The organism is Rickettsia endosymbiont of Villa modesta (assembly GCF_964026485.1).
Classification (GTDB): domain Bacteria; phylum Pseudomonadota; class Alphaproteobacteria; order Rickettsiales; family Rickettsiaceae; genus Rickettsia; species Rickettsia asembonensis.
Map to the genome: position 1 here is coordinate 661,094 of NZ_OZ032157.1, position 12,741 is coordinate 673,834.

A 12,741-nucleotide genomic window follows, 5' to 3' on the forward strand; every position below is an offset into this window, starting at 1 on the left:
TTAAGATAAGTTTGTAACAGTTTTTTCGTCATTGCGAGCGACTAAAAGGATTGTTGCATGGCTCAAAAAACCTGCTGGGTGTCATCCCGCGACTTGATCGCGGGATCCAAAAATATAACTTAGAGTACTGCTAATTTTAGTATTTTAAGCTGGATCCCGCGATCAAGTCGCGGGATGACGAGGGCGAAGCCGAGCCACGCAACAACGCCAACGCCTCCTTGCAATGACGATTTTAGTATCCGCACAATAATACCAGTAGGAAATTTATGAACTTACTTAAAAATATTACGGGAAAGAATTATATAAACGGTGAATTTATAGAGTTCGGGAAGCAAATATCCGTTATTAATCCTTCGACCTTAAAAGAAATTGCTATAGTTCCGAATTTAGGATTATCTGAGATTAATTCAGCAATTAATAATACGGTACAAACTTTTTCTTCATGGTCACAAAGTTCGTTTGAAGAAAGAATAGCGATTCTTAGAATAATGGTATAATTTAGTAATCGAAAATATTGATGAGCTAAGTCATATATTAACTCTAGAGCAGGGTAAGGTACTCTCTGAATCCAAAAAAGAAATTCTATACGGAGCATCTTTTATTGATTGGTATACATATGTTATACATAATATTCACGGGACCATTAAACCGGGCAGTAGTAAAGCTCATAAAATTGTTACGCAATATGAGCCGGTTGGACCGTCTGCGGCTATAACTCCTTGGAATTTTCCAAATGCAATGATTACTCGTAAGGTAGTGCCTGCAATAGCTGCAGGCTGCAGCGTTATATTAAAACCGTCAAGCCTTACGCCTCTATCAGCTTTAATACTTGCGAAATTTGCAAGCGATGCCGGTTTGCCCGCCGGAGTATTTAACGTGATTACCGGTGATTCGGATGTTATAGGTAAGTCTTTTTGTGAAGATTTTAGGCTTCGGAAATTATCATTTACCGGTTCTACAAATGTCGGTAAAATTCTATATCAAAATGCCGCAAATACTCTAAAACGTTTATCTTTGGAACTTGGCGGCAATGCTCCTTTCATTATAACGGCAGATAATAATTTAGAGAAAGTAGCAAGTGATTTAGTAATCGTTAAAACTAGAAATAGTGGGCAGTCTTGTACTTCACCCAATAGGATATTTATAGAAGAATCTATATATGAAAAATTTATAGAAATTCTAAAGGCTAAATTTACTAAGCTTAAATCTGGTGACGGATTTGATAAAGCATCAGATATAGGTCCGTTAATTAACTCTGCTGCCATAGAAAAAATACAAAAGCTACTCGCTGATGCACAAAATAAAGGAGCTAAATTAATTTGCGGCGGTAAAGCTGTTGATAATTTTATTGAGCCTACTATTATTATTGACTGTTTGGATAATATGGATATCTTTAGAACAGAAATATTCGGTCCGGTGGTTGCGTGCTATAAATTTAAAGATTTGGATGAAGTAATAGAATGTGCAAATAATACCGAATACGGCTTGCAAGGATATGTATATTCAAATAATATATCTGTGGCACAAATGATAGCAACTAGGCTTGATTTTGGTATGGTTTCAATTAATAACCCATTGCCCGGAAATGCAAAAGCACCTTTTGCAGGGCGTAAAGCTTCAGGCTTTGGAGTTGAAGGCTCATTTGAAGGGATATTTGAATATCTAAATACGAAATATATAAACTTACAGAATTAAGAATGCCCGCATGGTTTCTTTTATGTAATTCCATTGGTCACACATGGGTATAAACTTAAGAGGCGTCTCACTCGATGTCATCCCTGCGAAAGCAGGGATCCATAAAAGAAAACTAAAAACAAAAAATGTATTGGGTATATATATTATGTTCTAATAAGCATGGCACTTTATATATTGGTATTACTAATAATATAATACGTCGTATTTATGAACATAAACAAAAAATAATAAAGGTTTTACCTCAAAATATGACATTACAAAGCTTGTTTATACAGAAGAATTTACCGATATTAAAGAAGCACTTACTAGAGAGAAAAATTTAAAAAAGTGGAAACGTAGCTGGAAAATTGAACTGATAGAAAAAACTAACCCTGAATGGAAAGATTTAATTGAATAGTTTTATGGATTCCTGCTTTTGCAGGAATGACATCTTGAACGTTCGTATACTAGAATATCAAGCCACGGTATGACAATGAAATAAAAATTATGCCTGTTCCTATAAATGATATTGAAAGAACAATTGAAGAAATTAACCTTATACTTGATAATTATGAACCGCTTTGTTTAATAATAGGTAAAGAAAAAGTTAATCACCACTTACACATAACATCTAATAATCTTGCTGAATTGTTAGATAAAGAGATACCGCTTTCAATTAAATATTTTGATCCTATAGTACGACTAATTGAACAATTTAATAAGATTGAAATTATAATACCTCAAGAGCTTAATAATGCTTTATGTAATACATTATTAAACTTTGAGCATAATTATTATTCCGACGAATTACAAGAAACCGTAATTCAATATATAGAAAAACTTGATATTCTAGGGGTGGATGCGTACTAACACTCTAAAAATCTCAATAGTTTTACCGGTTTATAATAGGGAGAAGCTATTACCTTTTGCTATTGAGAGCTGCCTTAATCAAAGCTTTAAAGACTTTGAGCTTATTATTATTGATGATTGCTCAAAAGATAGTAGCGTTATAGTAGCTAGGAAATATGCAGAGCAGGATTCACGTATTAAGGTAATAGTAAACGAGACCAATAAAAAATTACCGGCAAGTTTGAATGTTGCTTTTAAAGAGGCCAAGGGGGAGTATTTTACTTGGACTTCAGATGATAATCTTTTCCATGAAAATGCTTTAGAAAAAATGGTTAAGACACTTGATAATTCACCTGAGATAGGGCTTGTATATACTGATTATACTTTAATCGATGAGCAAGGTAGTATAGGTGCAAGACTTTATCAAGAACCGCCTGAGTTTTTACCGATTAGAGATTGTGTCGGTGCATGTTTCTTATATAGAGCCGATTTAGCAAGACAAATAGGGGGATATAATGAAAATATGCAGTTGGTGGATGATTATGAATATTGGCTTCGTTTTGGACTTGTTACGAAATTTGCTCATATACCGGAATCTTTATATTTCTACCGAGTACATGATCAAAGCTTAACAATAGAGCGTAAAATAGAAGCAAAACAGGCCAAAAGAGCTTTAAAAGAATTATTCAAAGATAAATATATTATTCCTGCTGAGATTAAACCTATAAATGATTTATATAATTGGTTTATTGAAGATAGAAATTTAAGCTCTTATTTTAGGTTATTTAAAATAATTATTTGTAGTCCGATAATTACTATTTCTTATATTATTAAAAATCTGAAAAGAATTAGATGATATTTTAATGCTTCAATGTTATTCCCGCGTAGGCGGGAATGACATCATAAGTCATAGCACAACACCTTTAAAAACAAATGCAAAATCAAGATTTCATACATACATTAAATCCACAACAGCAAAAAGCAGTTCTTCATACTGAAGGACCGCTTTTATTGCTTGCAGGTGCAGGGACAGGTAAAACAAAAGTACTTACCTCAAGAATAGCTAATATTGTTCACCAAAATTTAGCCTCACCTCAAAATATTCTAGCCGTTACTTTTACTAATAAAGCTGCTAAAGAAATGGCTGAAAGAGTTAACAGTCTAATTAATTGCTACGGTCTTAATATCGGCACTTTCCACTCAATGGCAGCTAGGATATTACGTGACCAAATTGAGCATTTAAATCTTGGTTTAAATAATAGATTTACTATTATTAGTCATGATGATCAATTAAAACTAGTTAAGGATATAGTAAAACTAAAAGATATCGATACTAAAAAATATGCTCCTAAATTAATACATATCATAATTTCGAGATGGAAAGATCAAGGATTATTACCAAGTAAACTATCAGCATCAGATACTAATTTACCGTTGCAGAGGGTGGCAAAACTTGTATACGAAGAATATCAGAAAAATTTACTTATTTCTAATGTTTTAGATTTTGGAGATTTGCTACTTTATAATAATGAGCTTTTTATTAAAAATCCTGCAATACTAAGATATTACCAGGAAAAATATCGATATATTTTAATCGATGAATATCAAGACACTAACGTTGTCCAGTATTTATGGGCAAGAATGCTCGCAAGTTTATATAAAAATATTTGCTGTGTAGGGGATGATGATCAATCTATCTATGGTTGGCGAGGAGCGGAAGTCGGTAATATATTACGCTTTGAAAAAGATTTTGCAGGTGCAACGATTATTAAATTAGAGCAGAATTATAGATCAACTTTGCCGATACTTGCTGCTGCTTCCAATGTTATTAATAATAATAAAAACCGTCACGGTAAAACGTTATGGACGGATAGGGAAAGCGGTGAAAAGATAAAAATTATCTCTTGTTGGAGTGATAAAGAAGAAGCAAGATATATAGCCGGCGAAATAGATAAATTAGTGAGAGAAGACCGATATAATGCCGGCAATATTGCAATATTAGTACGAGCTGGATTTCAAACAAGAAGTTTTGAGGAAGCGTTTATAAATAGTGCTATGCCTTATAAAATTATAGGAGGTTTGCGGTTCTATGAACGTATGGAAATAAGAGACGTGCTTGCTTATATCCGTATATCTTTAAATCAAAATGACAATCTAGCACTTGAGCGTATTATAAATGTGCCGAAAAGGGCAATAGGTGCAGCTAGCTTAAATAAAATTAGAGTCTATGCACTTGAGCGAAATATTTCTAATTTCGCAGCCATTAAAGAAATGTTGGAAATGGGCGAGATTAAAGCAAAACCATATGAAACTCTAAAAGATTTGGTTACTAAAATCGATAATTGGCACGAAAGATTTAGTATAGATGCTCCAATAAACGTAGTTAAAGCAATACTTGATGATTCCGGTTATCTTGAAATGCTTCAAGAAGAAAAGACCGAAGAGGCATTCGGTAGAATCGAAAATATTAACGAAATGCTTAGAGCTATTGCCGAATTTAACGATGTTCATGATTTTATCGAACATTCAAGTTTAGTTATGGAAAACGAAGTGCTTGAAACTAATTACGGTGGTTCTGTTACTATAATGACCCTGCACGCAGCTAAAGGGCTTGAGTTTGACGTGGTGTTTTTACCGGGCTGGGAAGAGGGAGTATTTCCGTCTCAAAGGTCTCTAGACGAAGACGGTGAAAAAGGCTTAGAAGAAGAACGCCGCATTGCTTATGTCGGCATTACGAGAGCCAAAAAAGACCTCTACATTACCCATGCGGAAAGCCGAAAAATATTTTATGAAATAGTCCGTTCTTACCCTTCAAGGTTCATAACCGAAATCCCTGATGAAATTACGATCAGGACCTCTTCTATGAAAAGATACAATTCTTTTTATAAGTTTTAATTAATTTTAACAAATCCTGAAATTGCTGAAGGTCTAACAAAATTTTTGAATGAAAATATTTAATAAAACTAAGAAGTTCTAATATAAAACCTCCGCAAACTACTCCTGGTATACTTCTTCAACATGAAGAGTTGTTAAAATGATTAGGCACAATGGTTTGAAAATTGTCATTTACCAATGAAGAAATTTTATTTTTATATTTTTCAATATTTTCAAAAAATATTCGTATAGAATCAGTAAATGTCTCAAAATTCGCATAAAATTTATTGTTACTTACAACAGAATGCATAAATTCCCACAGTCGTTCAATTGGATTCAAATTAGGACTATATGCTGGCAAAAATAGTAACCCTATTTTACTGTATTGTAGATATTCTTTTACCTTTTTTGACCTATGATATCCAGCATTATCGCATATCAAATAAATCTTACTTTTATCTTGATTATTTGCTTCTAATTCCTTTAAAAATTCAATAATATAATCACCATTAACCTTAGGATTGTCAGTTGTTACTACCTCTAAATCCTTAAGATTAATAGCACCAATAATATGTTTACGCTTCCAACCACTGAAACTTGGTAATGTTTTAACTACATTCTTTCTAATCCAACCAAATCTTGCTTGAGTTTGGTATTGAGGATGAACACTATCCATAAAATAAATAGACTCATCTTTAGCTAAATTATTTTTTAGCAAACTATATTGCAGCTTAAATTCCTCTTGCTTAGCTAAATCTATTTTTCCAGGAATTAACTTAGGTTTCTTATAACTAAAACCAAGTCTGTGTAACAGCTTGATTACCCCAGCTAATGTATAGATTACTCCATATTGACGTTCTATGGGAGTGTTGAGATATGAAGAGTAAAAGGTTATAATAAGGGAGCGATTATGGCGATCAAAATTACCAAAGCAAATAATAGTGATTTATCGGTAGCAGACGATATAACTGATGGATTACAAGGTAAACTCTTTGGTGATAAGGGATATATTTCTAAGGAATTATTTACTAAATTATTAGGTCGTGGATTACGCTTATTTACAGGAATTAGAAAAGATATGAAGAATCATTTATTGGAAATGGAAGATAAAATACAGCTTAGAAAAAGGTCGTTGGTTGAGTCAGTATTTAATGTCCTAAAAAATAATATGAATCTTGAACACTCAAGGCATCGATCACCTACTAATTTTTTAGTTCATATTCTAGCTTGTGTTAATGCTTTTAATATTACTAAAACTAATATTTTAAACTCTTTTTTCGATAATCTTAAACTCTTCTTATCCTAAACTGGCGTTAATAAGGTTGCAGTTACCTCTGCAAATGTTACTGATAGCAAAGGTTTTAAACACGTTATGCCACGCTCCGGTGCTGCATATGTAGATAAAGCATATTGTACAAAGTCTACCAAAGATACAGCAACTAGGCAAGAAGTGCATCTTTGTGCTGTAAAGAAAAATAACATGAAAGATAAAAATTTTGACCTTGATAGATATTATACAAAAATTAGAGCACCTTTTGAAAGAGTATTCTCACAAGATAATAAACGTGTCAGATATATTGGTATTGCCAAAAATCAATTCTCGGAATTTATGAATGCTATATGTTTTAATTTGAAACGCTTAACCGTTTTAACGGCTAGCTAATATTATAATGGATAACGCATAGATAATAACAAAATCTCCACTGATTTTTACTAATTTTGTATATATACTTCTTTTACCTGAAAAATTGGTAGTATTAGATATTAATTATCCATAAGAACATTGATTATTCGCTCATCTAAATATTCATTTTCCAACTTTTCAAGTTAAAGAATATACTGAACAAAAATTATCTTAATTTTAAACACTATTTCTTCCAAAAAAATATCCTTCCTATAATTCTCTACTTAATTTCTTATCTCTCAACACTTCCATTAAATGTTTTCTTATCCCTTCATCACTCAGTAATAACACTTTCGATATCTCATCAATACTATAGCTATCATCATACATGAGAACAGCTTTGATTCTATCACAAATCCTCTTATCCCTTTCGCTTCTATGGTAAAGCTTTAATTCTTCTTTTTCTACTGATGTTAATTTTCTATAAATCCATTCTTACTTAATAACACTTGCTGACTTCTTTGACAATTTTTCACTTACTAGAGGTATACTTATAAAATTAATATTAATTATATTTCTTGATAAAAAATTAAGATATTGAGGTATACTCGCTGAATTTAAAAAATTGGTTTCGTTATTTTTTGCTTTTAATCCTCACGTACTAGTATGTACGCTGCGGTTAAAAGCTTCAAAATGCCTCGCTCTTTTTCAAATTGAGCTTCGTATACCAACTCTTCATTTACTCAAGGTATAAAGTGTAATTTTCTTTTAACTCTTCATCAGAGGAGCTATCAAAGTTTTCGTATTTTAGTGTCATTATTTGTAGTAGAATTAAGTTTTTAATTATTCAGGCAAGTATATTTTTATAAATCCAAGTAAAGTATATGCAGCTTCACTGAGAGTATAAGAGTCATTTGTATAGGGTAAGCCGTCTGTGTTATGCTCAGTAAAAGTAGTAGATTCACTTTCAATATCCTTAAGGTCATAGTTTACTATATCATTAATCTTTAATCTTTCTCCTGTATTTCCTTCAAAGCAATCCATGAATGCTAAAGCTTTAACTATTTCACCACCCATAAGATACTTCAATAATTCTTCTTTTCCATAAGCTATTTTATCTTCAATACTATCTAAATCTTTCATTACTAACATTACTGATGGCATCATTTTATTTACTTCAGTTGCTAATAACTTAGGGTCGATTAATCACTAGATTTAAGTATATCTCATACCATTATAGTTATAATATTAGCTATATACTAAAATATTAATTATTAATCAAGTCTTCTTTACTAATAGTTACAATTTTATTGTATAAGTTAAATTTTGTTAAGTTTATACAGATAAATTTATTGACAAAAGTTAATTTTTATTATACTTTGCTCTCTTAAGTATTTTTGAAAGGTGGTTATGGTAGATATAAGCAATACTAATAAGAGTAGCTTAGCACTATTCGAGGGCGGCGGAGTAAAAGGAGAGATCCATTTAGAAAAATTAAAAATAATAGAGCAAATAACCGGTAAGCCTACTTGCAAGGTATTCGATTTTACTGGAGGTACCAGTGTTGGAGGAGTTATTCCTATTTTGCTTAATTTACCGGATCCTAATAATCCCGGAAAACCTTTATTCAGTGCAGAACAAGCTCAAGAACTGTTTGAAGAAATGGCACACGATATTTTTCCGGAAGGATTAACTTTTAGAAAATTTTGGAGTTTTAATGGCTTATTCAGCTATAAATTTTCTCCTGAACCATTAGTAAAGTTATTGAAAGAATATTGTAAGGATTATACCCTAAAGGATTTAATCAGTGATGTTGTAGTTACAGGTTATGATCTAAATAATAAACAAAATCCTCTTATGACTTTCTCTACTATAGAGGCTAGAAAAAGTGAAGATAATGATTATTACCTTTCAGATATAATACAAGGAATCACTGCAGCACCTGGATATTTCCCCAGCCACAATTTCAGTAATATAACCAATACTAAATTACATAAAATTATTGATGGTGGAGTATATGCTAATGACCCAACCTTACAAACATGGAAATTATTAAAAGAAACTAACTATAACATAGACAACGCTTTATATTTATCATTAAAAGAAGAAAATAATGATGATTACCACACTGTTTGTTGCGGCGGAGGAATAATAGAGCTATTAAAAAATAATATGCCCGGTAAAATATTAGAAGCAACACAACAAGCTGATGAAATAACCTCTCAAAGAATTTTTGGTGATAAATTAATAGAAATAGCTACTTATATTCCGGAAAAACATGCTGAGATGAGTAATTCTAGTACTGAAAATCTTCAAGCACTAAAAGAATTTGCTAAAAAATCTATATATGAAAGCTCTACCTTTAGAGATGCACCTTATAATGAAAAGTTTAAAGAAGCTATTGATAAAATAATAAATAATTATAATGCAAATAATCCTGATGATAAAATTATTATAAATGATTCTTATAAAGAGCTATTCCACATTAATACTTCTAATAACGAGCTTGATGAAGGCTTTGAAGAAGAGGATATAGCAAACAACGAGGATGCAGTTAATACACCGATAGCTCAAGCTCTAGATTCTAAAGATATAACAGACACAAAACCTGGAAAAGAAGAATTATTAGCGGGTATCAAGGAGTTTTTTAATCCATTTATCGAAAAAAATCCAGAAGCAAAAGCAGATATAAAGAATTTTTTACACGAAATAAAAAATTGGACATTAGAAGAAATTGAAAATGGTATTGTTAGTTTTAAAGAAGCTAGCTTAAAATGGCAAGCCGAGCAGAATAACCTTGATGTATTTAGTAGCTGTAGTATGGAAGCCTTAAAGGAAGAGATGGACCTTGAAGGGATAGACGATGAGGTCTCAAACCATGAGATTTTAGCGTAAAAGCAACCCTTGTCATAAATCTTGTGTAAGTTAGATTAGTTATAATAATATTCATACAATATTTCCACTTTATAACTTACACAAATTATATGACTACTCTACCGCATATTATATACCTCTAGTAAATGAAAAATTGTCAAAGAAGTCAGCAAGTGTTATTAAGTAAGAATGGATTTATAGAAAACTAACATCAGTAGAAAAAGAAGAATTAAAGCTTTACCATAGAAGCGAAAGGGATAAGAGGATTTGTGATAGAATCAAAGCTGTTTTCATGTATGATGATAGCTATAGTATTGATGAGATATCGAAAGTGTTATTACTGAGTGATGGGGAGGGATAAGAAAACATTTAATAGATTATCATAATGCTCAGAAGCTTAAGCCTGGAAATGGCGGTAGTGATAGTAAACTTACTAGACAGGAGGAAGCAGAGTTAATAGTTCATCTAGAAAATAATAATTATGTGTATGCTAGAGATATAGGTTTGTTCATAGAACGTCAATATGGAGTAATCTATACATTAGCTGGGGTAATCAAGCTGTTACACAGACTTGGTTTTAGTTATCAGAAACCTAAGTTAATGCCTGGAAAAATAGATTTAGCTAAGCAAGAGGAATTTAAGCTGCAATATAGTTTGCTAAAAAATAATTTAGCTAAAGATGAGTCTATTTATTTTATGGATAGTGTTCATCCTCAATACCAAACTCGAGCAAGATTTGGTTGGATTAGAAAGAATGTAGTTAAAACATTACCAAGTTTCAGTGGTTGGAAGCGTAAACATATTACTGGTGCTATTAATCTTAAGGATTTAGAGGTAGTAACAACTGACAATCCTAAGGTTAATGGTGATTATATTATTGAATATTTAAAGGAATTAGAAGCAAATAATCAAGATAAAAGTAAGATTTATTTGATATGCGATAATGCTGGATATCATAGGTCAAAAAAGGTAAAAGAATATCTACAATACAGTAAAATAGAGTTACTATTTTTGCCAGCATATAGTCCTAATTTGAATCCAATTGAACGACTGTGGAAATTTATGCATTCTGTTGTAAGTAACAATAAATTTTATGCGAATTTTGAGACATTGACTGATTCTATACGAATATTTTTTGAAAATATTGAAAAATATAAAAATAAAATTTCTTCATTGGTAAATGACAATTTTCAAACCATTGTGCCTAATCATTTTAACAACTCTTCATGTTGAAGAAGTATATAACTGAAAATTCTAATGCTGAACTTGCTTATGGGCGTTTATCAGTGGGGAAAAATCACCTATTTGAAGAGGCAGGTTTGTTTTGGTATGAAAGAACTAACAAAGAGAACCTTACAAAAATACAACCTGAATCTTTAATAGCTTTAAAAAGAGGAATTTTTAGAATATATAATGGACTGAAAAAATTAGACAAAAAAAGAGTTAGATTATCTTGGTAATAAGTTAGAATAAAGAAATAACTTATAGGAGATAAAATGACTAAGAAACAGATACGGAATTTCAGTGCTGAAGAGAAGACAAAGATAGTGTTAGAATTATTAAAAGAAGAAGTAACAATATCACAGTTATCGTCTAAATATGAGGTGAGTAGCAATAGTATCTCACAAAGTATTGGGTATAAAAAACCCATGAATGTCTATCTCGATAGTATACAATATCATACACAAATGGCAGCTTAATTTTGAACAAAATTACCAAGTAAATTGCTCAAAATCTTGTCTTGATTTTTCAGTTCATTATATTCTAAAAATTCCTCTTTTTAAAGCTATTAAAGATTCAGGTTGTATTTTTGTAAGGTTCTCTTTGTTAGTTCTTTCATACCAAAACAAACCTGCCTCTTCAAATAGGTGATTTTTCCCCACTGATAAACGCCCATAAGCAAGTTCAGCATTAGAATTTTCAGTTATATACTTCTTCAACATGAAGAGTTGTTAAAATGATTAGGCACAATGGTTTGAAAATTGTCATTTACCAATGAAGAAATTTTATTTTTATATTTTTCAATATTTTCAAAAAATATTCGTATAGAATCAGTAAATGTCTCAAAATTCGCATAAAATTTATTGTTACTTACAACAGAATGCATAAATTCCCACAGTCGTTCAATTGGATTCAAATTAGGACTATATGCTGGCAAAAATAGTAACTCTATTTTACTGTATTGTAGATATTCTTTTGCCTTTTTTGACCTATGATATCCAGCATTATCGCATATCAAATAAATCTTACTTTTATCTTGATTATTTGCTTCTAATTCCTTTAAAAATTCAATAATATAATCACCATTAACCTTAGGATTGTCAGTTGTTACTACCTCTAAATCCTTAAGATTAATAGCACCAATAATATGTTTACGCTTCCAACCACTGAAACTTGGTAATGTTTTAACTACATTCTTTCTAATCCAACCAAATCTTGCTCGAGTTTGGTATTGAGGATGAACACTATCCATAAAATAAATAGACTCATCTTTAGCTAAATTATTTTTTAGCAAACTATATTGCAGCTTAAATTCCTCTTGCTTAGCTAAATCTATTTTTCCAGGAATTAACTTAGGTTTCTGATAACTAAAACCAAGTCTGTGTAACAGCTTGATTACCCCAGCTAATGTATAGATTACTCCATATTGACGTTCTATGAACAAACCTATATCTCTAGCATACACATAATTATTATTTTCTAGATGAACTATTAACTCTGCTTCCTCCTGTCTAGTAAGTTTACTATCACTACCGCCATTTCCAGGCTTAAGCTTCTGAGCATTATGATAATCTATTAAATGTTTTCTTATCCCTCCCCATCACTCAGTAATAACACTTTCGATA

At 31.3% G+C, this 12,741-nt stretch carries 13 protein-coding genes and 3 pseudogenes; 11 read left to right on the forward strand and 5 right to left on the reverse strand.

The features are described 5' to 3' along the window. Positions 1-119 precede the first annotated feature (119 nt). A complete protein-coding gene (locus AC5584_RS03785; RefSeq protein WP_499216864.1) occupies positions 120-245 on the reverse strand; it encodes a hypothetical protein in 126 nt (41 codons plus the stop codon). Positions 246-266: 21 nt separating this feature from the next. On the opposite strand from AC5584_RS03785, the pseudogene AC5584_RS03790 reads away from it, so the two are divergent. From AC5584_RS03790 to pcrA, 5 genes and pseudogenes are all read left to right on the forward strand, one after another. Continuing rightward, positions 267-1,695 (forward strand): annotated as a pseudogene (locus AC5584_RS03790) (NAD-dependent succinate-semialdehyde dehydrogenase). A 125-nt stretch (positions 1,696-1,820) separates the two neighbouring features. Then, positions 1,821-2,092 (forward strand): annotated as a pseudogene (locus AC5584_RS03795) (GIY-YIG nuclease family protein). An 89-nt stretch (positions 2,093-2,181) separates the two neighbouring features. Then, positions 2,182-2,544 (forward strand): hypothetical protein, encoded by a 363-nt coding sequence (locus AC5584_RS03800; RefSeq protein WP_499216865.1) that lies wholly within the window; start codon positions 2,182-2,184, stop codon positions 2,542-2,544. Beyond that, positions 2,534-3,379, forward strand: a complete 846-nt coding sequence (locus AC5584_RS03805; RefSeq protein ID WP_499163003.1) for a glycosyltransferase — start codon at positions 2,534-2,536, stop codon at positions 3,377-3,379. Before AC5584_RS03800 ends, AC5584_RS03805 begins: the two co-directional genes overlap by 11 nt. Positions 3,380-3,456: 77 nt before the next feature. Next, a complete protein-coding gene (gene pcrA / locus AC5584_RS03810) occupies positions 3,457-5,418 on the forward strand; it encodes a DNA helicase PcrA (protein ID WP_499216866.1) in 1,962 nt (653 codons plus the stop codon). 118 nt (positions 5,419-5,536) lie between these two features. Here the strand turns inward: pcrA and AC5584_RS03815 are convergent, their stop codons facing one another. Then, a complete protein-coding gene (locus AC5584_RS03815; protein ID WP_499216944.1) occupies positions 5,537-6,343 on the reverse strand; it encodes an IS630 family transposase in 807 nt (268 codons plus the stop codon). On the opposite strand from AC5584_RS03815, the pseudogene AC5584_RS03820 reads away from it, so the two are divergent. Together AC5584_RS03820 and AC5584_RS03825 are read left to right on the forward strand one after the other, a co-directional pair. Further along, a pseudogene (locus tag AC5584_RS03820) lies at positions 6,293-6,703 on the forward strand (transposase); the annotation flags it as partial. The gene AC5584_RS03815 and the pseudogene AC5584_RS03820 sit on opposite strands and share 51 nt — an antisense overlap. Positions 6,704-6,769: 66 nt before the next feature. Next, a complete protein-coding gene (locus AC5584_RS03825; protein ID WP_499216867.1) occupies positions 6,770-7,060 on the forward strand; it encodes a transposase in 291 nt (96 codons plus the stop codon). A gap of 804 nt (positions 7,061-7,864) precedes the next feature. On the opposite strand, the gene AC5584_RS03830 is transcribed toward AC5584_RS03825, so the two are convergent. Continuing rightward, positions 7,865-8,164 (reverse strand): hypothetical protein, encoded by a 300-nt coding sequence (locus AC5584_RS03830; RefSeq protein ID WP_499216868.1) that lies wholly within the window; start codon positions 8,162-8,164, stop codon positions 7,865-7,867. A 267-nt stretch (positions 8,165-8,431) separates the two neighbouring features. On the opposite strand from AC5584_RS03830, the gene AC5584_RS03835 reads away from it, so the two are divergent. The 4 genes from AC5584_RS03835 to AC5584_RS03850 all read left to right on the forward strand — a co-directional run bounded on the left by AC5584_RS03835 (position 8,432) and on the right by AC5584_RS03850 (position 11,595). Next, a complete protein-coding gene (locus tag AC5584_RS03835; RefSeq protein WP_499216869.1) occupies positions 8,432-9,916 on the forward strand; it encodes a patatin-like phospholipase family protein in 1,485 nt (494 codons plus the stop codon). Between the two features lie 351 nt (positions 9,917-10,267). Next, positions 10,268-11,128: an IS630 family transposase gene (locus AC5584_RS03840; protein ID WP_499216945.1), complete on the forward strand. Its 861-nt coding sequence runs from the start codon at positions 10,268-10,270 to the stop codon at positions 11,126-11,128. Further along, the gene (locus AC5584_RS03845; RefSeq protein WP_499216870.1) at positions 11,122-11,355 is read left to right on the forward strand and encodes a hypothetical protein; all 234 of its coding nucleotides are present in this window, start codon (positions 11,122-11,124) and stop codon (positions 11,353-11,355) included. The genes AC5584_RS03840 and AC5584_RS03845 overlap by 7 nt, the downstream gene beginning before the upstream one ends. A 36-nt stretch (positions 11,356-11,391) precedes the next feature. Further along, positions 11,392-11,595 carry a transposase gene (locus AC5584_RS03850; protein WP_499216871.1) on the forward strand — a complete coding sequence of 68 codons (204 nt, stop codon included), beginning with the start codon at positions 11,392-11,394 and terminating at the stop codon, positions 11,593-11,595. A 57-nt stretch (positions 11,596-11,652) separates the two neighbouring features. Here the strand turns inward: AC5584_RS03850 and AC5584_RS03855 are convergent, their stop codons facing one another. Continuing rightward, positions 11,653-11,838, reverse strand: a complete 186-nt coding sequence (locus tag AC5584_RS03855; RefSeq protein ID WP_499216872.1) for a hypothetical protein — start codon at positions 11,836-11,838, stop codon at positions 11,653-11,655. Then, positions 11,832-12,707, reverse strand: coding sequence for an IS630 family transposase (locus AC5584_RS03860; protein WP_499216946.1), 876 nt, complete (start codon positions 12,705-12,707; stop codon positions 11,832-11,834). The genes AC5584_RS03855 and AC5584_RS03860 overlap by 7 nt, the downstream gene beginning before the upstream one ends. Positions 12,708-12,741 lie beyond the last annotated feature (34 nt).

What these genes read in the sequence shown, in the direction of transcription:
- AC5584_RS03800 (WP_499216865.1), top strand. Translation starts at nt 2,182, where the DNA reads ATGCCTGTTCCTATAAATGATATTGAAAGAACAATTGAAGAAATTAAC.
- AC5584_RS03805 (WP_499163003.1), top strand. Translation starts at nt 2,534, where the DNA reads ATGCGTACTAACACTCTAAAAATCTCAATAGTTTTACCGGTTTATAAT.
- pcrA (WP_499216866.1), top strand. Translation starts at nt 3,457, where the DNA reads ATGCAAAATCAAGATTTCATACATACATTAAATCCACAACAGCAAAAA.
- AC5584_RS03825 (WP_499216867.1), top strand. Translation starts at nt 6,770, where the DNA reads ATGCCACGCTCCGGTGCTGCATATGTAGATAAAGCATATTGTACAAAG.
- AC5584_RS03830 (WP_499216868.1), bottom strand. Translation starts at nt 8,164, where the DNA reads ATGAAAGATTTAGATAGTATTGAAGATAAAATAGCTTATGGAAAAGAA.
- AC5584_RS03835 (WP_499216869.1), top strand. Translation starts at nt 8,432, where the DNA reads ATGGTAGATATAAGCAATACTAATAAGAGTAGCTTAGCACTATTCGAG.
- AC5584_RS03845 (WP_499216870.1), top strand. Translation starts at nt 11,122, where the DNA reads ATGTTGAAGAAGTATATAACTGAAAATTCTAATGCTGAACTTGCTTAT.
- AC5584_RS03850 (WP_499216871.1), top strand. Translation starts at nt 11,392, where the DNA reads ATGACTAAGAAACAGATACGGAATTTCAGTGCTGAAGAGAAGACAAAG.
- AC5584_RS03855 (WP_499216872.1), bottom strand. Translation starts at nt 11,838, where the DNA reads ATGTTGAAGAAGTATATAACTGAAAATTCTAATGCTGAACTTGCTTAT.